This is a genomic window from Pseudomonas sp. PD9R (assembly GCF_019200975.1).
GTDB lineage: Bacteria > Pseudomonadota > Gammaproteobacteria > Pseudomonadales > Pseudomonadaceae > Aquipseudomonas.
The window spans coordinates 88511-110187 of record NZ_JAHTMR010000011.1 but is presented as its reverse complement, the minus strand read 5'-3'; the positions used below and the strand labels follow the sequence as shown (position 1 = coordinate 110187).

The 21677-nt window shown below is 58.1% G+C and carries 13 protein-coding genes; 5 read left to right on the top strand and 8 right to left on the bottom strand.

Annotated features, from left to right (window positions below; genetic code table 11):
• Positions 1-157 precede the first annotated feature (157 nt).
• Positions 158-370: a PA3496 family putative envelope integrity protein gene (locus KUF73_RS20740; RefSeq protein ID WP_218439899.1), complete on the top strand. Its 213-nt coding sequence runs from the start codon at positions 158-160 to the stop codon at positions 368-370.
• On the opposite strand, the gene KUF73_RS20735 is transcribed toward KUF73_RS20740, so the two are convergent.
• The gene (locus KUF73_RS20735; protein ID WP_218439898.1) at positions 312-1274 is read right to left on the bottom strand and encodes a LysR family transcriptional regulator; all 963 of its coding nucleotides are present in this window, start codon (positions 1272-1274) and stop codon (positions 312-314) included. The genes KUF73_RS20740 and KUF73_RS20735 overlap by 59 nt on opposite strands.
• A 190-nt stretch (positions 1275-1464) precedes the next feature.
• Here KUF73_RS20735 and KUF73_RS20730 point away from each other — a divergent pair, with 190 nt between their 5' ends.
• Both KUF73_RS20730 and oadA read left to right on the top strand, forming a co-directional pair.
• The gene (locus tag KUF73_RS20730; RefSeq protein ID WP_046030798.1) at positions 1465-2880 is read left to right on the top strand and encodes an acetyl-CoA carboxylase biotin carboxylase subunit; all 1416 of its coding nucleotides are present in this window, start codon (positions 1465-1467) and stop codon (positions 2878-2880) included.
• Between the two features lie 11 nt (positions 2881-2891).
• The gene (gene oadA / locus KUF73_RS20725; protein WP_218439897.1) at positions 2892-4700 is read left to right on the top strand and encodes a sodium-extruding oxaloacetate decarboxylase subunit alpha; all 1809 of its coding nucleotides are present in this window, start codon (positions 2892-2894) and stop codon (positions 4698-4700) included.
• 197 nt (positions 4701-4897) lie between these two features.
• Here oadA and KUF73_RS20720 read toward each other — a convergent pair whose 3' ends face one another.
• Positions 4898-7111: an autotransporter domain-containing protein gene (locus KUF73_RS20720; protein ID WP_218439896.1), complete on the bottom strand. Its 2214-nt coding sequence runs from the start codon at positions 7109-7111 to the stop codon at positions 4898-4900.
• Positions 7112-7378: 267 nt separating this feature from the next.
• Between KUF73_RS20720 and KUF73_RS20715 the strand changes: the two genes are divergently transcribed.
• Positions 7379-7537 (top strand): hypothetical protein, encoded by a 159-nt coding sequence (locus tag KUF73_RS20715; protein WP_256345666.1) that lies wholly within the window; start codon positions 7379-7381, stop codon positions 7535-7537.
• 97 nt (positions 7538-7634) lie between these two features.
• Here the strand turns inward: KUF73_RS20715 and KUF73_RS20710 are convergent, their stop codons facing one another.
• Genes KUF73_RS20710 through KUF73_RS20700 form a run of 3 tightly spaced genes read right to left on the bottom strand, consistent with a single transcriptional unit; the run spans position 7635 to position 9402 of the window.
• On the bottom strand, positions 7635-8306 hold the full coding sequence (locus tag KUF73_RS20710) for a GNAT family N-acetyltransferase (RefSeq protein WP_218439895.1): 672 nt from the start codon (positions 8304-8306) through the stop codon (positions 7635-7637).
• A gap of 17 nt (positions 8307-8323) precedes the next feature.
• Positions 8324-8770 carry a GNAT family N-acetyltransferase gene (locus tag KUF73_RS20705; RefSeq protein WP_218439894.1) on the bottom strand — a complete coding sequence of 149 codons (447 nt, stop codon included), beginning with the start codon at positions 8768-8770 and terminating at the stop codon, positions 8324-8326.
• A 2-nt stretch (positions 8771-8772) separates the two neighbouring features.
• A complete protein-coding gene (locus KUF73_RS20700; protein WP_218439893.1) occupies positions 8773-9402 on the bottom strand; it encodes an FMN-binding negative transcriptional regulator in 630 nt (209 codons plus the stop codon).
• A gap of 90 nt (positions 9403-9492) precedes the next feature.
• On the opposite strand from KUF73_RS20700, the gene KUF73_RS20695 reads away from it, so the two are divergent.
• Positions 9493-11046: a PLP-dependent aminotransferase family protein gene (locus KUF73_RS20695; RefSeq protein WP_218439892.1), complete on the top strand. Its 1554-nt coding sequence runs from the start codon at positions 9493-9495 to the stop codon at positions 11044-11046.
• Positions 11047-11049: 3 nt separating this feature from the next.
• Here KUF73_RS20695 and KUF73_RS20690 read toward each other — a convergent pair whose 3' ends face one another.
• The 3 genes from KUF73_RS20690 to KUF73_RS20680 all read right to left on the bottom strand — a co-directional run bounded on the left by KUF73_RS20690 (position 11050) and on the right by KUF73_RS20680 (position 21676).
• A complete protein-coding gene (locus tag KUF73_RS20690) occupies positions 11050-15648 on the bottom strand; it encodes a dermonecrotic toxin domain-containing protein (protein WP_218439891.1) in 4599 nt (1532 codons plus the stop codon).
• A gap of 203 nt (positions 15649-15851) precedes the next feature.
• Positions 15852-20423, bottom strand: a complete 4572-nt coding sequence (locus tag KUF73_RS20685; RefSeq protein ID WP_218439890.1) for a dermonecrotic toxin domain-containing protein — start codon at positions 20421-20423, stop codon at positions 15852-15854.
• A gap of 152 nt (positions 20424-20575) precedes the next feature.
• Complete coding sequence (locus tag KUF73_RS20680) at positions 20576-21676, bottom strand: polyamine ABC transporter substrate-binding protein (protein WP_218439889.1); 1101 nt, start codon at positions 21674-21676, stop codon at positions 20576-20578.
• Position 21677 lies beyond the last annotated feature (1 nt).

Sequence of the window (21677 nt, the reverse complement as noted above, 5' to 3'; positions counted from 1 at the left end):
AGCCTTCGGCAGATCCTGCAGGGTTCATGTAGGAGCTGCCGAAGGCTGCGATCTTTTGATCTTCAATAACTTTCACATTCCTGTAACTATCGAGCCGCCAAACCGTCATCCCCCGCGCCTATCTTGAAGCTCCCGTACTCGCCTTGGGAGACTCGAAATGGCCCAGCCCTACGAAGAACGCAACAGCGCCGTCAAAACCCGTCGTCAGCAGGAAGACCAGCGCCGCATGGAGTTTCGCCGCGCTATCGAAGATCGCTGTGAACGCCGTCAGTTGCTCGCCGAGATTGGTGACTTCCCCGAAGATCTGGAGCTCAACTACTGGCAGGCGGCGCCGACAACTTCCCGTCGAAGCGCTCAACCAGCGCGCTGATCTGCACCCGCTCGCTGCGAATGAACGCAAGGAATGCGTGAGCCACCGGTGACAGGCGTTTAGCCTTGGCCTGCACCAGGCACCAACTGCGGTACAGCGGCAGCTCTTCGATCGGCAACTCGATCAGTCCGCCGGTCGCCAGTTCAAGGTTCAGGGCGTGGCGCGTCAACAGCGCGACGCCCAGACCCGCCAACACACATTCACGCTGGGCTTCGGCGGACGAGACTTCCTGGGTCTGGTTGAAGTGCACGCGCTTCTCTTTGAAATACTCTTCGCACGCCATCCGCGTCCCGGAGCCCGATTCGCGCATCAACAGCGTGTAGGGTTCAAGATCCTGCAAGCGCAGCGGGCCCATATGGCATAGCGGATGATCGGGCGGCGCCACCGCGACAATCGGGTTGTTGAGGAACGGCAAAAATTCCAGCCCCATGTCCTGCGGCACCATCGACATGATCACCAGGTCGTCACGGTTGTCCGACAGGCGTCGAATCACTTGTCCACGATTGACCACCGTCAGTTGCAGGTTCACTTCCGGGTGCTGACGTTTAAATGCGGCAAACAGATGTGGCACGAAATACTTGGCGCTAGACTCCACCGCCAACTTCAACTGACCTTGCAGCGAGCCCTGCATGTCCGACAACTGCATGTCGAGGTTTTCCAAGCGTCCGAAAATGTCCCGGCTGGCGCGTTGCAGTGCTTCAGCTGCTTCGGTCATGTAGAGTTTTTTGCCGACGTAATCGAACAAAGGTTGACCAATCAGCTCCTCGAGTTGACGAATCTGTAGGCTGACGGCCGGTTGTGTGAGGGACATTTCGTCAGCTGCGCGGCTGTAAGACCTCAAATCACAGACCTCGTTGAAGATCTGTAATTGACGCAATGTCATACGCATCAAGGACTTACGCATTTTCTGGTTACTCTCGCCGCAGGCTGATGCCTCAACTATAAGTCTTTACTTATGCATGACCCAATAATTATTCATTTTTGTTAATCCCTTGTGGAAGCTAGTGTGGACCTGCGACCGAATTGAAACATTTGGTCACGCGTCGACCTGGTCTAGCAGGTCGTGGGTACCACCGGCTCAAGGGAACCTCCAAGTGATAAAAAAGATCCTGATCGCCAACCGTGGTGAGATTGCCGTACGAATCGTGCGCGCCTGCGCCGAGATGGGCATTCGCTCGGTCGCGATCTATTCCGACGCCGACCGTCATGCCTTGCATGTGAAGCGTGCGGACGAGGCCCATAGCATTGGTGCCGAGCCGCTGGCCGGTTACCTGAACGCGCGTAAACTGGTGAATCTGGCGGTGGAAACCGGTTGTGATGCATTGCATCCCGGCTACGGTTTTCTATCGGAAAACGCCGAACTGGCGGACATCTGTGCCGAACGCGGCATCAAGTTCATCGGCCCATCGGCTGAAGTGATTCGCCGCATGGGCGACAAAACTGAAGCCCGCCGCAGCATGATCAAGGCGGGCGTGCCCGTTACACCGGGTACCGAAGGCAACGTCGCGGACATCGCGGAAGCCTTGGTTGAAGGCGACCGCATCGGTTATCCAGTGATGCTAAAGGCTACCTCCGGTGGCGGCGGCCGGGGTATCCGTCGCTGCGACAGTCGAGAAGAACTTGAACAAGCATTCCCTCGAGTCATTTCCGAAGCCACCAAGGCTTTCGGTTCCGCGGAAGTGTTCCTGGAAAAATGCATCGTCAACCCCAAGCACATCGAAGCGCAGATCCTCGGCGACAGCTTTGGCAACGTGGTGCACCTGTTCGAGCGTGACTGTTCGATCCAGCGCCGCAACCAGAAGCTGATCGAAATCGCCCCGAGTCCGCAACTGACCCCGGAACAGCGCGCCTACATCGGCGACCTGTCGGTGCGTGCGGCCAAGGCTGTGGGCTACGAGAACGCCGGCACCGTGGAGTTCCTGCTCGCCGAGGGCGAAGTGTACTTCATGGAAATGAACACCCGGGTGCAGGTGGAACACACCATCACCGAAGAAATCACCGGCATCGACATCGTGCGTGAGCAGATCCGCATCGCGTCCGGCCTGCCGCTTTCGGTGAAACAGGAAGACATTCAGCACCGCGGTTTCGCGCTGCAATTCCGGATCAACGCCGAAGACCCGAAAAACAACTTCCTGCCCAGCTTTGGCAAGATCACCCGTTACTACGCACCCGGCGGTCCCGGCGTGCGTACCGACACGGCGATCTACACCGGTTACACCATTCCGCCGTTCTACGATTCCATGTGCCTGAAATTGGTGGTGTGGGCGCTGACTTGGGAAGAGGCGATGGACCGTGGCTTGCGCGCCTTGGACGACATGCGTCTGCAAGGGGTCAAGACCACTGCCGCGTACTACCAGGAAATCCTGCGCAACCCGGAATTCCGTAGCGGCCAGTTCAATACCAGCTTCGTTGAAAGCCACCCTGAACTGACCAACTACTCGATCAAGCGCAAACCCGAAGAGCTGGCCCTGGCCATCGCCGCCGCCATCGCCGCCCACGCAGGCCTGTGAGGAATAGAACAATGAGCAAGCAAATCCACGTTACCGACACAATCCTGCGCGACGCCCACCAATCGCTGCTGGCGACCCGCATGCGCACCGAAGACATGCTGCCCATCTGCGACAAGCTCGACAAAGTCGGCTACTGGTCGCTGGAATGCTGGGGCGGCGCGACCTTCGACGCCTGCGTGCGCTTCTTGAAAGAAGATCCGTGGGAGCGCCTGCGCCAACTGCGCGCCGCGTTGCCTAACACGCGCCTGCAAATGCTTCTGCGCGGCCAGAACCTGCTGGGCTACCGCCATTACAGCGACGACGTGGTCAGGGCCTTCGTCGCCAAGGCAGCGGTCAACGGCATCGACGTGTTCCGCATCTTCGACGCGATGAACGACGTACGTAACCTGCGCGTGGCCATCGAAGCGGTAAAAGCAGCCGGCAAACACGCCCAGGGCACCATCGCCTACACCACCAGCCCGGTGCACACCATCGATGCGTTCGTGGCGCAAGCCAGGCAAATGGAAGCCATGGGTTGCGACTCGGTGGCGATCAAGGACATGGCTGGCCTGCTGACCCCGTACGCCACTGGTGAACTGGTTCGCGCATTGAAAGCCGAGCAGTCGCTGCCGGTGTTCATCCACTCGCATGACACGGCTGGTCTGGCGACCATGTGCCAGCTCAAGGCTATTGAAAACGGCGCCGACCACATCGATACCGCGATCTCCAGCTTCGCTTCGGGCACCAGCCATCCAGGCACCGAATCGATGGTGGCGGCGCTCAAGGGCACCGAGTTCGACACCGGTCTGAACCTCGAACTGCTGCAAGAAATCGGTCTGTACTTCTATGCCGTGCGTAAGAAGTACCACCAGTTTGAAAGCGAATTCACGGCGGTCGATACCCGCGTTCAGGTCAACCAGGTTCCGGGCGGGATGATTTCCAACCTGGCCAATCAGTTGAAAGAGCAGGGCGCGCTGAATCGCATGAGCGAAGTGCTGGCGGAAATCCCGCGTGTTCGTGAAGACCTCGGCTTCCCGCCGCTGGTGACCCCGACTTCGCAGATCGTCGGTACCCAGGCGTTCTTCAACGTGTTGGCCGGTGAGCGTTACAAGACCATCACCAACGAAGTGAAGCTCTACCTGCAAGGTGGCTACGGCAAGGCGCCGGGCAAAGTGAATGAACAATTGCGTCGCCAGGCCATCGGCAGCGAAGAGGTGATCGACGTTCGCCCAGCCGACCTGCTCAAGCCGGAAATGACCAAGCTGCGGGCCGACATCGGTGCACTGGCCAAGTCTGAAGAAGACGTGCTGACCTTCGCCATGTTCCCGGACATCGGCCGCAAGTTCCTCGAAGAGCGCGCTGCGGGCACCCTCACACCAGAAGTGCTGTTGCCGATTCCTGAAGCCGGTGGCGTTGCTTCGGCCGGTGGCGAAGGCGTACCGACCGAGTTCGTTATCGACGTTCACGGCGAAACCTATCGCGTCGACATCACCGGTGTCGGTGTGAAGGCTGAAGGCAAGCGTCACTTCTACCTGTCCATCGACGGCATGCCGGAAGAAGTGGTGTTCGAACCGCTCAACGAATTCGTCAGCGGCGGCAGCAGCAAGCGCAAACAAGCCACTGCGCCGGGCCACGTCAGCACTACCATGCCGGGCAACATCGTTGATGTGCTGGTCAAGGAAGGCGACACCGTCAAGGCTGGCCAGGCCGTTCTGATCACCGAAGCGATGAAGATGGAAACCGAAGTCCAGGCTGCCATCGCCGGCAAAGTCACCGCCATTCACGTGGCCAAGGGCGACCGTGTCAATCCGGGCGAAATCCTGATCGAGATCGAAGGCTGAATTCACAGCCTCGATACAACGCTTTAAACCTCGGGGGGGCATGTGCTCCCCTTTTTTTTGCTGATACACACTGCCCCATGTAGGAGCTGCCGAGTGAAACGAGGCTGCGATCTTTTGATTCTGTTTTTAAAAGCAAGATCAAAAGATCGCAGCCTCGTTTCACTCGGCAGCTCCTATAGGGATTTGTGTTAGGTCGGTCAGAACGCCAGCTGCCATTGCCCCATCACGCCATAGCTGCGTCCGTCATCGCCAGCTTCGCCGGTGAAGCCGACCCCCAGACTGTTATTTGCCGACACCCGAAGATCCAGCCCTGCATCGAGCATCAGGCTTTCGCGGTCCAGCGGCGCACCAGAAACGGTGTAGTCGCGGCCCCCGGTTACCAAGCGTTGGCGCGTGTAGCTGTCGAGTTCACCGTAGGTGTATTTCCAGCCGGCGCTGAAACGCGGTGTCAGTTGCATACCGTTATCCAGCGCATGGATTTGCGCCAGACGCAGTCCGAATGTACTGCTGATATTTTCATTGGTTTGCCCATGGACTTTCAGTGCCGCCGCGCCACCCTTTTCCGTGAAGGTATCGCGCTGATAGCGTTGATAACCCAGGCTGGCGAAAGGTTCGAAGCTGATGTTGCCGCGCCCCAGGTTGTAACCCGCCTCGGCGAAGGCTTGCTGGGTGCTGGCGTCGTAACGGCTTTTCGGGCGGTCGCTGAACCGGTTGAAGGCCACCTGGCGTTTGCTGCTGCCGTCATGACTGCTGTAAACCGCGCCAAGACGCAGGGCGAAAGGCCCTTCCTGACGCACCGCATAAGCACCGAAGTGCCAGCTGTCGAGATCCCCATCGTATTGCCCCGCATCGAGTCGGGTTTGTGATTTTCCGCCTGTTACCCCCGCTTGCCAGTGGTCATCATGTCGCCAGTCGGCGCCCAACAATATTCCGTGGGTAGCGAAATTAAGGGAGGTGTTGAAACCACGGTCGACTTTCCCTCCGTTTCCCAAGGCCTGTAGCCATACCCGACCAGTTTGTTGGTTGCCAATGGCCAGACGTGGCGCCTGACTTGATTCGGTGAGCGGGCCACGGCGATTATCCAGTTGTCGCATGGCTGAGAGCATGCTGGTGCTCACCGGGCTGACACTGCTCAATGTGGCTTTTGCGAGATTGGCATTATTGCTAGCCGCCAGTTGTTCAATGGCGACGGGGGCGGTTGACTTGTTGCTATACAAAAGCGAACGGATGGCGAGGCTTTCGCTCGCAGTTTCTGATGCGTCTACACTCCGGGCCAGGGCTTGGCCGCTGGGAGTTCTAGCTAGCTCGGCTATCTTCAATGCGTTGCGCTCGTAAGTCAGCGTCACCGTGGTATTGCTATACGATAACGTCGGCGTCATGAAGGCGAGGTTGCTGCTGGGCTGTCCGAATTCCCCTTCAATTTTTCCGGCAAACAAAACCGGATGCACAGTACTGTCGGGGTAATCGCCTGTTACGCCAAATACATGAAATTTGGCACCGGCTAGTGTGGCAATGCCTTCGACCAATACAGGCGTAGGGAGCTTGTCAGCGGTCACGCCATAGGAAAAAGCTGCCTCTTTGTCGAGTGTCAAGTTGCCGTTGATGATAGGGGAACCAAGAGCCGTATTGACCTCCAGCGAGCCATCTACATACAAGTCGTTGACGCTGCCATAGCCGGCGTAGACAGCATTTGCATCGACATAGGCATCTCCTTTTATTGAGCCGTTGTTCAAAAGGCTGCCTCCGGCCTTGATCTCGGCGTGGCCATCGAAATCATGGTGCAGTGCCCACTGGCCTCGGGCTATACGCAGGCCTTCAAAGTTTTTTGTTTCGCCAATCTCACCTCCTTCAAAAGCGTTCAGCAGTAAACCGTTTTTCCCGGAGCCCCCGTCAATCCGCCCATCCCATTGTGCCCCCTTGTTGATCACCAACAGGTCGTCAGCCTCGCCCAATTGCAAAGCGATACCATCGGTGTTTTCGAGTGGTTTTGAAATAATCGTGTGTTGAGTGGTATAGGCATTCTGGAAGTTGTCGAAAGGGTTTTCCTCTGCCGGAACAATTGCCATTTCAATCGTGGAGGGTTCGGGGAAATCAAGGAGATCGTAGAAGGTGTCATCGAACTCAACTGGGGCGCTGGTGCGCTGTGTAAGTGGCAACTGAGTTGTTTGTTCTTCTCTCGGCCGAGTGTTGGTTGGAGTCGTATGTTTAAGAGGGCCGATGAATTCCTTGAGTGCGAAAAGGTCATCGATAGGGGCTGCGGGTTTGGGGGTTTTTTTGCGAGGTTTAGTGATTTTTTCATCGGTGACGCTTTCAATTACCAGTTGCTGCGCTACGGAGGTTTCTACGCAACCGACGGAAAGCGCGACCGCCAGCGCAAGGTGTTTTGGGCGGAACTTATGTTGTGTGGGCATCGGGTCTGGCCTCTTTTGACAGGAGGCCAAACAGTAAAATGGGGGCTGCAGGTGCCGATGTCAGCCGGTTCCGGTGCATGTGCGAGGGGTGTCAGATTATTTTGTAGTAAATGGTGTGCCACTTGGGATCGACGGTTTTTTATCCTTCCGGGCAGACGCCTTTACCTACAAAAAATCGAGAAGAGAGCTGCAAGCGCCCAAACAATGACGTTCGTCGGCATTGCTCGGACAATACAGATTTTCACGTCCGGGAACTGGCACGACGCTATGGTTCTCAGTTTCGACAACCCCGAAAAAGGTTTCGAAAGTCGATGCAGCTACGGGTATGAGCACACCTATCTGGTTAATAACTTCGAGGACATTTCGACGCCCTTTGCCAAGGCTGTCAGCGCTAAGTTGCCGCTGGATTGGGACGGTGTGCGTTAAAAATCAAAAGATCGCAGCCTTTGGCATCTCCTGCAGGTGTACGCGTACCCATAATGTAGGAGCTGCCGCAGGCTGCGATCTTTTTGCTGTGAAATCGTTACCCCCGACACTCCACCAACGACTTCACCTGATCCGACCCCGTCTGGTTCTCATCGCTCAACCAGCGTTCAAACCCCGCACCAATCGCCGGCCATTCCGAGTCCAGAATCGAGTACCACGCGGTGTCGCGGTTTTGGCCCTTGACCACCATGTGCTGGCGGAACACGCCTTCAAAACTGAAGCCCAAACGTTCAGCCGCGTATTTGGAGCGGGCGTTGCCGTTGTTGCACTTCCACTCCAGACGGCGGTAACCGAGGGCGAACGACTCCTTGGCCAGCAGATACACCGCTTCGGTGCTTTTTGGCGAGCGCTGCATCGGCGCGCCAAAAGTGACGTGGCCGATTTCGATGCGGCCCTGGGCCGGGACGATCGACATCAGGCTGAGGATGCCTTGCACGTCGCCGCCCTTGCGATCAATCACCGCGAAGAAATACGGATCACTGCTGGCGGCGTTGTTGTTCAGCCAGTCATTGAACGCGCTACGCTCGGGGAAAGGGCCATAGGGCAAATAGTCCCAGAGCTTCGGATCGGCACCGGGGCCTTGCAGGGCTTTGAACAAGTCGTCGCCGTGACGTGCCGGGTCGAGTTTTTCCAGGCGGATGAAACGTCCTTCGATCAGTTGAACCGTCGGCGCAGGGACGCCTTTCCAGTCCGCGAGTGAAGTCGACATGTTGTTCTCCTTGAACCTTAAATGGCTTTGCGAAACTGGATGAAACCGGGACGTTCAGCGATGCGCTCGTAGAGCTGGATCGCGGTGGCGTTGGTTTCGTGGGTTAGCCAATGCACCTTGTTGCAACCATCGGCCTTGGCGGTGGTGTAGACGAATTCGATCAGCTTGCGGCCGACACCGGTGCCGCGTGTTTCGGGTGCCACCAGCAAATCTTGCAGGTAGCAGGAGTTTTCAATGGCCCAGTTCGAACGGTGGTAGATGAAATGCACCATGCCCACCGCTTTGCCGTCGGCCCAGGCGAGGGCGGCGTGGGTCGGTTCGTTCGGGTCGAGCATGCGCTGCCAGGAGCTCTGGGTGACCGCCTCAGGCAATTCGGCTTTGTAGAATCGCAGGTACGCTTGCCACAGCGGCAACCAGGCGGCGTGGTCGTCGGCACTGACCTGGCGGATTTCGATCTGACTCATGTTCATTCCTTAGGCATCAACTGGGCGAGGGCCTGATCGTGTGCGTCGGGGCTGGCGGCCAGCCCTTGGCGCACGCCGGCAATGTCTACGGTGTTGCGGTTCTGGCTGAGCTTGCGCTTGCCTTCCAGGCGCTGGATCGGCAAGGCAAAACCAACGATGGCTTTGAGCATGCCGTCGATGTAATCAGCCGGGGCGTCGGCGACTTTCCACGGTTGTGCCCGAGCGGCCTCGTGACGATCAGTCAGCGCACTGACCAGTTTGAGCAAGCGCTCGGCATCGGTGAATACCTCGGCGGTTCCGTACGCGTGCACGGCGACGTAGTTCCAGGTCGGCACGACTTTGCCGTGTTCGGCTTTGCTCGGGTAAAACCCGGGGCTCACGTACGCATCGGCACCAGCGAAAATCACCAGCGCTTCGGCACCATTCTGCAATTCTTGCCATTGCGGATTGGCTTTGGCGAAGTGGCCGTAGAGGGTGCCATTCGGACCTTCGGCAGCGTTCAACAGCAATGGCAAGTGGCTGGCTTGCAGGCCTTGTTCGCCGTGGGTGACGATCATGGCAAGGCGGGTGCCGAGTATCTGCTGCTGCAGTTCCTGTAGATCGTCGATGGCAAAGGCTTTGGGCAGGTACATGGAGATTTTCCTTGGCGAATGCCTGCATCCTAGGCAGGCTATTGGTCTGTTGTAAGAGCCATTAACGACCAATTTTATAGGTCCATTGTCATGTCGGATTCACCGTCGCTGTCCTTGTCGTTCAATCCTGCGGGAATCGAACTGGATCGTCGCCAGGGCTTGAGCCGTCAGCTCTATCAAGCGTTGCGCGTGCGAGTGCTCGACGGTCGGCTGGCCAGTGGTACACGTCTGCCCGCCAGTCGCGACCTGGCGGCGGCGTTGGCGATTTCTCGCAATAGCGTGGTGCGTGCCTACGATCAGCTCTACGCCGAGGGCTTCATCGAAGGGCGAGTGGGCGACGGGACGTACGTTGCGCAATTGCCGCAAAGTGCACTGCCAGTAAAAAAACTATCCACAAAAGTATCCACAGGGTTTTCAACAGGGTTACCCACAGCCTTATCCACAAATTGGCTTGATTTACCTGTGGTTTCATCCAGCAAAGTTATCCACAGCGGGGCGTTGGGACGCGTTGAAAAGAACCATTTGGCCATGCCGCCGAGTGGTCCGCCGCGAGCGTTTCGGGTTGGTGTTCCAGCGTTTGATCTGTTCCCCTTTGAGGTTTGGGCCAAGCTGAATGCGGCTTTCTGGCGCAAACCGGATTTACAGCAATTGTGTTATGGCGACCCCGCAGGCGATGCGCGCTTGCGTGGACTGATTGCAGCGTATTTGCGTAGTTCACGGGGCATGCAATGCACGGCTGAGCAAATTGTGATCACCAGTGGCGCACAGCAGGGGATTAGCCTTTGTGCACAGCTGTTGGTGGAGCCGGGCGACGGGGTGGCGATTGAAAATCCGGGCTACCGCGCCGCGGGGCACGCGTTCGCCGTGGCCGGGGCCAAATTGCAGGGCGTGGCGGTGGACAGTGACGGCATCGATTGCGCGCAACTTGCCGCGCTTGGCGACTGTCGACTGGCCTATGTCACGCCATCGCATCAATACCCCACGGGCGTCGTCATGAGCCTGGCCCGGCGCCTCGAATTGCTCAGTTGGGCCGAGCGCACCCAGGGCTGGATCGTCGAGGACGATTACGATGGCGAGTACCGTTACAGCGGCGCACCGCTGGCGCCTTTGGCAGCACTCGATCGCCATGGACGGGTGTTGTATGTCGGGACCTTCGGCAAGGTCGCATTTCCCGCATTGCGATTGGGTTACCTGGTCTTGCCACCGGGGCTGGTCGAGGCCTTTGCACAACGGCGTGCAGTGGACGTTCGGCATTCGGAAGTCAGTACACAAGCGGTGATGGCGGAGTTCATGGCGGCCGGGCATTTTCAACGCCATATCCGGCGTATGCGTCGCGCTGCATTGAGTCGACGCAACTGTCTGTTGAACCATTGGCCGACCCCTATCGAGGGCGTCGGCAACCTGCCCAATGTCATGGCCGGTTTGCACCTGACCGTCCCTGTGAACAGTGTGACCCGCGAGCGCGAGCTGATCGAAAAAGCCGAAAGCGTCGGCGTCGAGGTCAACGGGTTGAGCAGCTATTGGTTATCCGACTCGCAGACGCCAATGGATCAGCGAGCCGGCTTGGTGCTGGGTTTCGCCGCCGTGCCAGAGCCTGCGATTGAAGCTGCCCTGGCCCGGTTGCGCACGGTTTGGTGCGATTGAGGCCTATGGCCCGGCCGGAGCTTTCGGTTGCGGTTTCAGAAAAAGATCCCGCACCTGCGGATTAATGATGCGGCGCAGTGCATTGTCCACCGCGTCAAAGGTGTCCAGTTCCGCGCGGGTCTTGGCCGGTAACTCCTGCAAATATCCATCGGCCAGTTTGAGATGAGCGACGGTAAACCCATCCTCCGGATCGCTCAGGTTGTTGTAATGAAAATGCGCGACCCACAAAGCTTTTTTGCGTACCTTGTCGAAAATTTTGTATTCCTGGAAAAAGTCTTTGCGCTGTTTGGTTCCGATGCGCCCGCGCTCGTCTTTGGCGATCTCGACCTGGTCGTGGTCGTTCAACCATTTCAGATAGGCTTCCCGGGGTTTGCGTTTCATAAGCATGGCACCGTAAACGGTGACCCCTTCACGGCGGATTTTAGTGGCACCCGCGTGTAGCTCGGCGCTCAGGCTTCCCACAGGAAAGTCGGCACTTCTGCGAACCAATACCGCATCAAGGTGAGTAGCGGCTTGATCGAGTCGTGTTGCTTGTTGATCGAACAGGTCTTTCATGTCGGCCGGAATACGCCACGGGCGTTGGGCGTCTGTGCGGGTACGTTTGATGAATGCGTCGACATCTGCAGTCAACGAAAGTCCGTTGGCCATGATCGCTTCATCGTTCAGCAAAACAGGTTGATCCGGGCGTCTGGTTGCCGACTTGATGATGGGGATTTCTTCGCCGGTATCTGCTGTTTCCGTCGACGGTGTCTTTTGCGCCTCAACAACCCGTGGCCGGGATTTGCTCACTTTACCGATGGCTCTGGAGGTGGAGGGCGCCGGTTCGGTTTTGGCTATCGCCGCGACGGGTTCGTCCTCAGGCTCCGGAAGTAACTTGAGCAGACGGCTGCGGGCCAGTTGATGAAGGCCTGCGACCAATTGTTGAACGCGATTGAAACGGACCGGTTCCAGATGATCTGGCCAGCTGATCGAAAGCTCTTGCAGGCGCCGTTCGGCATCTGCCAGGCGGTCGATCAGCGCCGTGAGCTGATCGACATTCAATGCCTGACTGCTAGCGTTGCGCCGCTCAGCCAGGGTGTGGCCCGCGTCAGCTGCGTTTTCGAAAATATCGACGACAAGCGGACGCACCTGACTCATGTCGCTGCCCGCTACCTCGCGCAGGCTGAGCTCGGTGGACATGCCGATTTCGTTGGCTTCAAGGTCGTAGTGGGAAAATGAAGGCAGCAGTCTTTTAAGCTCGCCGGCGACCTTGCGGGTGGCACCGGTATGGTCCATCAACCTGTCCAGTGAGGCCTGCAGGCGACCCAGGCGATCAATCAACTCATCGCTTACTGCAATGGCCTTTTGTGCCGCCTCGATTTGCACGGCGCGGGACCTCGTTTGCGCAGGTTCCGACTGGCTGAGCTGGGGGAGGACAATTTTCGCGTACTCACGCAATTTCATCCGTAGCCAGCCGTTAAGGTATCGATGTTGCTCGACGGTGAAACGCATCAACTGAGACTGATAAAACACGCCTGAGCCCCCAGCCTCGCGCCACTTTTCGAGGTCTGCCAACGCTTGGCCATATCCGCTGGAAAGCTCATCGGACTTTGCTATGTATATAGCAATGGCTTCCTCGGACAGGGTGGCGAAAAGATCGTTGGTCTCAGAGGGCTGCAAGGTCTCGTCCAGGCTGGCCTTGCGAGTGGCTTCCTGTTCGATGAACAGATGCAGCGCGTTCCACGCTTCGTCCTTTTTCCTGGTTTTTTCGCGTCGCAGGGCTTCAATCCGACCCGTTGGTCCACCCCCGCGCAATCTCAGTTTCAGGTCCCAGTGCCATCGGCTTTCGATGGCGTCGAACTTCACGGCAAAACCGGCCTGATGCGAATCGTTGGGGTCGATGATGAACACCGGCTCATCGGCATTGGCACTGACTTGAAACCATCGCTCGCCGACCTGTGCGTAGAATTTCCCGGCGAGTTCATGGAGGTGATCAGCATTGGCTTTCGCACCGGCAGGCAGATCCGGTTTGGGCACCTGGAATCGATTGATTTGCCGCAAAAACTGCGCCCCGGCATTAACGCGATTCAGCGTATCGGGAGCCAGGGTGGTGAGGTGAGTTTTGGGCAGTTCAGCGCTCAACAGCGTCGAGTCGTACTTGACCGTTGGAGGCTTGGAGGGCGAGGGTTGAATGATCGAGAATTTTTCCGTGGGTTGTTGTTTCAACGAGGCGTTTTCAGTCTGAGGTCCGGAGAGCTGAATACGACGAGTCGCGACCCTTTGGGTGAGCAGAATGCCAAGGGCCAGCAGCACGTCGCCGATCGAAGACCATTCCACAATCGTGTCGCCGCGCTCATGGGCATCCAGGGCTTGCTGAATCTGATTGATGCTTTGCCAGACCCAGACCGCGGTACCCGCCGCGCCACTGAGGAAATTGGCAGCCACACTGAATAGTGCCCAGCCGCTGTCGGCCAGCAATGCCCAGCGACGTTCGGCATTTGAAGTGGATTGGCGGTCGGCGAGTTCAACCATGGCCTGACAGTTAGCGGCAAACAGGGTGCCGAGAATGTCGCCACTCAGAGGCGTGTTCGCCAAGCCGACAGCAGCCGTCAGGTCAAGGTGGATAAACGGTTCGAACGCCAACTCAGTGATGGTCCAGGGCGACGGTAGGCCCGTGGAAAATACATATTGGGCGTAGTCAAAACTCAGTGCCTTCGTAGGTAGCCAGGCCAGTACCGAGTCGCGCAATTCCCCTGGTTGGTAAAACGCGTACAGCATGTTTTGCTCGGAAGGAAACTGCAGCAGCGGCTGGTCCAGCAGCGGCCGGTAAAGCAGGCATGGTCCGGTCTGGCCAGCGGGCGGGCCGATGATGTACATGTTCGTAACGGTGTCCGGTGTGCCACTGAGGCGAAAGCGCGGCACGAACGCCAGCGGGCGAATCTGCACCGGCCACTGGGCGGGTGGCGAGTTGCTTTTGATCGACGCCATCAGTTGGCAGACCTGTCGGTAACCGTGCTTGTCGATGTCACCCTGACGTTTGAGTTGGTACTCCAACGCCAGCAACGGCAGGAGCAACGGCAGCTGATGCCGGTATCGTGTCTTGTGGTGCCGGGCCTGTGTCGGGTCGTCGAGCAGCGTGCGTTTGATCAACTGCGGATAGGTTTCACCAATATTCACCTCGTTGGCGATGCGCAGCAGGAACTTGACCGTCATCCACTCCGGCGCTGCTGTGCCATCGGCATAGGCCACCGTCGCGATGTAGGGCTGGGTGTTGTGCAGGGCGAACTCACTCAGGGTTTCAATACTGCGGTTGCGCGGGTCGGGCAGGGTAAAACCGCCGACTTCAAAGCTGTGGGTCACGGTGATTCGGATATCGCTCAGTGGCAGTAACGCGCTGCCTTTGCCGGGGGTGGCAGCGACGATGGCATCGCACATTTTTTGTTGGGCATAGGCATGAATGGGAGGGATGTTTCCGATATTGAAAGCCTCACTGTCAGCTTCGCCTCTGAGAGTGCCCAGCTCGGTCAGGTAGCGGCTGTAAGCTTGAATGTCATCAATTGAACCCATCAGCAGCCATTCGGGAACTGCGTTTTCCAACTGTTCAATGCGGATTTGATCTTTCGAACTGACCGCATCGCTGTCGTTCTGGCGAGAGGCAATTCGTTTCGCGGGAGAGCGACTGGCAGGGTCGAGCGTATCGATGGAGTCGATCTGACAGGTCACCAATGCCCAGACCATCGCATCGAAAATATTGCCTTCGGGCTCATAGAGTCGCCACTTGAGACTGTGCCCGCGCAAATCAAAGTCGATGCGCCCGGGAAGCGTGACGCCCAATTGTTCCAGGGTGGTGAATGCTTCGTAGCCGTCGGAGATGCTGTACATCACGATCAGTTCGCGCTCGCCCTGTGTGGCCCTCAACACCAGTGCCCCCGGCAACATCAGATGCTCGGTCCTACTGCCCTCTTGCAGTTCAAAAGCGAGATCGAGGTCCAGCATGCAAGCGCGGACATTCGTCAGCCCGCTGCCTGCGGTCTGACGCAGTGCGTTATCGGGGTATTGCGAAACAAGGCGCCCGAGGGTGCATTGATTGGCGTCCCAGCCATTGACCGACTGGACGTTGAGCGCGTCTTTCAGGGTGTCGGACAGTATCCGCCAGCGCGGCAGTTGATCGTCGGTGGTGTTCCAGTAATCCAGCTGACTTTGCTCGAAGGCCACGAACAGCGACGGCGCGTGCTCGTTCAACAGAATGGTGATGGCGTCCATGCTGACGGGCAAATGAACAGGCTCGCTGACATGGCGCGACAGGGTGAGGAAATGCTCGCCTTCGATGTAGTTCGCTACCGTTTGCGTGAATGCCAGACGCGCCAGCGCTTGGGTCAGTGATTCGAAGCGGTTTGTTTGGGTGACAAGACTCTCGCCTTGTTGGCGCCAGACCGGGGTCGCCAGCAGAGCCTTGTCAGGGTCGATGTTTTGTTCTGGAAAGCGTTTTTTCAACGCTTTGCGCAAGAGTTGCGCGGCGGCGTCATGCAGGTTTGGCCCGCCGCTGGTTTGATCCACCAGACGGCTTTTGTTGAGCAGCGGTGCGGGATTGTTTGTGGCAGGAATTGAAGGGGTTTCGCTCATGTGAAGGGTCCGGTCGAGGGGATGGCGTGGCAAAAAATGCCGTCTCGAACCGACAGTACGCGGGCGCAAACCGGGTCAGGTGGTACATATATATAGGGCGCAACTTCACCTGCAAGAGCCGAATCAAAAGATCGCAGCCTGCGGCAGCTCCTACCTGGATCGGTGTAGGAGCTGCCGCAGGCTGCGATCTTTTGATCTGCTTCTCAGGAGAAAAACAACGCCGCAGCCAGGGAGCGATTGATGGCACTTCGGTGGATGGCGATCAGTTCCTGATTACTGCGGGTATCGCGCCAATCAAAGGCGCCGCCCAGTCGCCGTTGATCAACGGTTTTAAGGTGGCCCGCCGTAAAGGATGGCAGTGGGTCGTCGGCGTTGGCGTAGTGAAAGTGCGCGTACCACAGCACTTTGTTGGTTTTTTTGTCGAGAATTTCGTACTCCAGCAAATAGTCTTTTCGCGGGCCTTTGAGCCGGCGGCGTTGGGTGGCTTTGGGGATCAGCACTTCATCTTTGCCCATGAGCCACTCGACCCGCGCTGCGGTCGGTGCCTGCTGTTTGGTCATCTCTATTCGCGTCGTGCGGCCCTTGGCGTAGAGCGCAGTTGCGGCACTGTCGAGTTGGTGGCGCAACGTGGCGGCGGACTTGGTATGGCTTTCGGTGGTGTTGCTGGCCGTCAGGGCCTGATCGATTTTTTCCACGGCATCGCGCAGGCGAGTGGCGTACTGATAGTAGATTTCCTCGATTTCCGTGGGTATTCGGATCGCTCGGGCTATGTGTGCCTGAGTACGCTGGGTGAACGCGGGCAGTTCATCGAGTAAGGTTTGGGCAGCCTGGAGGCTATTGGGCAGATCGGGTCTTGCCTTGACGGGGTTTGCCGGTTTACCTGGAAGTCTTTCTACCCAGACCCCCGGCGATTTTTCATGGAAGGTAGCAATGACCTTGCCCGTCAGTGGTGCCACCACATCGACCAGGTGACGGTCCTCGCCACTGGTACTTTGCCGCGCTTTGCCGACGAGCGTGCCTTTGTAACGGGTCTTGATGATTTTCTTTACCGGCGTGACCGGCGCTTTTGAAGGGCCGGGTGCTGGCTCCACAAGGCGCTGCTCACGCAGCAGAGCCGACAGTTGCGTCACCGTGCCCTGACTGAACTCATCGACGTTTTTACGCAGCTGTTCAAGGCGTTCGGCAATCATGATCTCCGGGAATTCAGTGCTGATGTCGAGGAATCGCTGGTCAATGATTGTGAACTGCTCCACCAGATTGCTCAGCGCCTCAATGCGTTCGCCGAGATGGTCCAGACTCTCTTCCGTACGCAGATCCAGAGCGCTTTGAATGTTGAGCGAGGCGTCTTCGATCAGGTTTTCCAGCGCCAGACGGGCCTGTTCCCTGGGCTGCGTCATACCCTCCTTCAGGCAAAGTTCATGGCTCAGGGTGATTTGCAGAAGCTTGAGATCCTGCAATGAAAACGCTGGCAGTTTGGCTTTGTACTGACGACTGACCTCGGCAGCTTCCTTGCCCAACAGGCTCAGCTCTTCGAATCGCGAATGCGCGAACTCGATTTTGTCGATCATCCCTTGAGTGAGATCAATCATCGTCGCAAAGGGACTGGCACGGTCGCGCGTAGATCCGCTGTCGAGTAGCTCGAGTGTGGTGCGCAAATTTTCGCGAAATACCGGGTATCGTTCATCGAGCCATGCCTGCATCAGGAACAGTTGCAACGACAGCCGATCCACCATGGCGGTGCGATAGTTGGGAACGGCTTCAAGGACATTCAGTGCCTTGATGCTTTCGATATGAGTGCTGTAGTCCGTTACTTGCGAATCGAGCATGTCGAGAAATTGCTGGCGGGCAGTGTCGGCGGTCTCGGGTGTAGCCTCCAGCATGGCGCGCCGGGCGTTGAACAGTTGCGTCCGATTATTTTCAAGTCCGGCATCAAACGCCGCTATTTCTTCTTTCTTTTTACGCAGTTGCTCCTGGTTCTGTCGTTGCAGTTCCTTACGACGACTTTTCAGCCCGCCACCACGCAACCGCAGCCGCAGATCGATAAACCATTCGCCACGGGCGTTGCTTTGCAGCAGCGGACCTGTGCGCGGTGGTTGCTGGCGAGAGTCGATGACCTGCACATCGTCGTTGTCGTTGAGTTCGACCTCGAACCAGCGCTCGCCGACCCGGGCGTACCATTTTTGCCCGTCACGGCTCAGATGCTTGTACGCACCTTCAGTGGCCGGAGCGCCTAGCGCTTGTGGGCGGCTGGTTTTCAGCTCGTCCAGCAAGGAACCAAGGCTGGGGCGGGAGCGATGGATTGCACCGACGGTGTGCAGTGATGCTTCGTGGTGGGTGGGCAGTTCATGGGTCGCGATGTCCGGCAGCCGGGTTGCAGTGATGCTGTTCAGTCGGGGCTTTTCCGGTTCGGACTGGCCAATTGCGGAGTGGGCGCCAGGCGTCCGTTTAGGCGCTGCACCAACCGCCGCCCGATGGGCGAGCACCATGCCAAGACTCAGGAAAAGGTCCGCCAGCGCTGACCAGGCCAGTGGTTTCTGTTCCTGCTCCTGTGCATCGGCTACTGCCTGTAGATCATCCATGATCTGCCAGATCCAGGCCGCCGTACCCACGCTACGCCCCAGAAACGGCAATGCGGCGTTGAACAGGTTCCAGCCGCCGCGCTTGAGGGTGGTCCAGCGGGCCTCGGCGTTGGACACCGATTGGCGGTCAGCCTGGGTAATCAATGCCTGAGTATTGGCCTTGAACAAGGTCGCAAGGACGTCTTGATCGATCACTCGCCCGCCCAGCGCAACCGGCCCGGTCAGTAGCGCGGAGCCGCCGGGATCGACCAGCAATTGCGGTACGGTCCAGATCGAGGGCAGGGCGCCAGGGAAAACGTACTGTGAGTAGTTGAAGCGGACGCTGTCCGGTAGCCACGCCAGAATCGATTGCCGCAGCGCCCGTGAGTTCATGATTGCGTACAGCAAGTTGGCCGGGGACGGGTACTGAATCAGGGGTGGGTCGAGCAGTGGCCGATAGAGCAGACAGGGTCCTTTATCCGGTTGCTGCGGGCCGATCACGAACATATTGACGACTTCATCGGCGGCACGTTTTGCGTGGTCGGCGGTGATGAATGCCAATGGTCGAATCACGATGTCTTGCCCTTCGACTTTCCGGTCCGCAGGCTCAGGTGCCAGCGCTGCCACGACATAGCGGTAACCTAGATCGTCGATCCCCGCTTCGCCGCGAATCTTGTGTTGTAGCGCCAGCAAGGGCAGTTCGATGGGCAGCTGGCGGGTGTAAAGCTGTTGCAGCTTCGAGGCTTGCGTCGTGTCGTCGAGCAGACGGCTTTTCAGCATGGCCGGGTAGGTTTCGCCGATGTTGGCCGTGGTGACAAGGTTTTCCAGATAGGTCGGGGTCATCCATGACGGCACGTCGCTGTTGTCCCGGTAGCGTACCGACTTGTTCCCCAGCGGCAGGGCGATCAGGTTCTGCAACGCCAGCTCGACCAGCGTCATTGTCAGCGTTTCTTCATGCCCAGGCGGAATGAAAGTACCCCAGACCACCACACTGTTGACGGTGATTTCGACGGACTGCAGATTCGGCTCGCGGCCCGGCGTGGGTGTTTGGCCGACGGCCTTCCTTAGCGCATCCAACGTGAAACGCTGGATGCCGGGAATCTCGCCTTGAAAGGTTTTTCCGGCATTTTGATGCTGTACCACCACCAGATCCAAGAGGTGGCGGCTGTAGTTGCTTTGATCGGCGGGCGAGGCGTTTTCCAGCCATTGCGGAAGTGAATGCTTCAGTCGCTCGAAATGAGGGGTTCGCTGTGCCTGGAGTGCGTCCTGGTCGCCGGCTGCATTGAGGCGCGGAAGGACAATCGAATCGCTTGAGCGCTGGAAGAAATCGATCGAGCCTATTGCCTGCGCTTCCAGCGCGATCAAGGTGCAGGCTTGATGATCGAAAAAATTCCCCTGCGGTTCGAACAGTCGCCAGCGCAACTGGATATCGTCGTTGTCTGATTCACTCGCCCATTGCAGCGAGCGGCCAAACGCGTCGAGGGAATCAAATCGCTGAAAGCCTTGGGTGATTGAATGCGTGAGGACCAGCGTTCGTTCTCCTACTGTGCCGACCAGTACCGCCGTATCGAGAATGTTGAGGTGTTTACGCTCGGTACCGTCGCCGTAATCGAGGTCGATCAGGCAGGCGCGGGTCTTGTAGATGTCACCGGGTAATCGCTGCGCTTTATCCGGCCTGTTAAACACAGCGTGCGCCATGGCCCGTTGGTCGGCATCCCAGCTGTTGGTTTCGCTGACGTTCCACAGTTGCCGCAAGTTGTCCGAGAGTTGATACCAACGCGGCATTTCAGGGCTGGTGGGCTGGTTCCAGTAGTCCACCTGTTGTTCCTGATAGGCAATGAACAGCAATGGAGCGAGTTCGTTCAGCAGGCAGGCGATGGCTTCAATTTTCACCGGAAGCTGGGTCGCCGGGTCGATCCCCGGTTGCAGGGTCAGGAAGTGTTCTCCGTCGATCCAGGCTTGTGTGGTGCCGGACAAACCCAGCCGAACCAGCGCAGCGGTCAGGGATTCGAACCGGTTGTCGCCGGGTGCGATCTGATCGCCGTGGGTGATCCAGCTCGGTGTCGCGACCAAGGTCAAGGCCGGATCGATGTCCAGGTCCGGGTACAGGGCTTTGAGTGCAGGGCGCAGAACAGTCGACGCGACTTCGGTGATCGAAGGACCGGTCACCAGTTGAGTCAATACATCGACTGCGCTGGGGGCAGAGGTCTCGGGCATGGCCATTTCCTTTCTGACGGGTTGAGGTCGCTGTCGATGGACAGCGCCGGGTCAGGGCAAGGTAGGGCGCGGGGGCGTGCACAAGGTGGTAGATAAATATCGCAGGCAAAAAAAGACCCGCATCACTGCGGGCCTTCGGTTTCCGCCTTGTATCAGGTGCCCGACTTGATCTTGGTCCAGGCCCGGGTGCGCGCGCGCTCGGCATCACGCGGTAGCGGTTGCAGGGTGTAAAGCGTGCTCATTGCCGCGTCGGTCGGGTACAGGTTCGGATTATTGCGGATCGCCGGGTCGACCAGTTCCGTGGCGTCTTTGTTCGGGTTCGGGTAACCGACAAAGTCACTGACCGGCGCGATCACCTGCGGTTGCAGCAAGTAGTTGATGAAGGTGTAGGCGTCTTCCGGGTTCTTCGCGCCTTTTGGAATGGCGAGCATGTCGAACCAGATCGGTGCGCCTTCTTTGGGCAGGCGCATGTCGACGACCACACCGTTCTTGGCTTCCTTGGCGCGGTTGGCGGCCTGGGAGAAGCTGCCGGAATAACCGACCGCGACGCAGATGTCACCGTTGGCGATGTCGGCCATGTACTTGGACGAATGGAAGTAGGTGATGTACGGACGAATCTTCATCAGCAGTGCTTCAGCCTTGTCGTAATCCGCAGGCTTCTTGCTGTTGGGGTCCAGGCCGAGGTGTTGCAGGGCCAGCGGCAGAATCTCCGATGGCGAGTCGAGCAGCGCGACGCCGCACTGCTTGAGCTTGCTGATGTTCTCTTCCTTGAAGATCAGGTCCCAGCTGTCCACCGGAGCGTTGTCACCCAGCGCTGCCTTGACCTTGGCCGGGTTGAAACCGATCAGGATGGTGCCGTACATGTACGGCACGGCGAATTTATTGCCCGGGTCGTTGGCTTCGATCAGCTTCATCAGCTTGGGATCGAGGTGATTCCAGTTCGGCAGTTTGCTGCGATCCAGCGGCTGGAACACACCGGCTTCGATCTGCTTGGCGAGGAATACGTTGGACGGCACCACCACGTCATAACCGGAGTTGCCGGTCAGCAGCTTGGCTTCCAGCGCTTCGTTGGTGTCGAAGATGTCGTAGACCAGTTTGGTCTGGGTGTTTTGCGCCTTGAAGTCTTCCAGAGCCTTGGGGGTGATGTAGTCGAACCAGTTGTAGACGCGCAACGTTCGTTCTTCGGCATGTGCAGCACCGCTGAGCACCAGGGCGCTCAGGGTGGGCACGATAAAACGCTTGAGTCTTTTCATT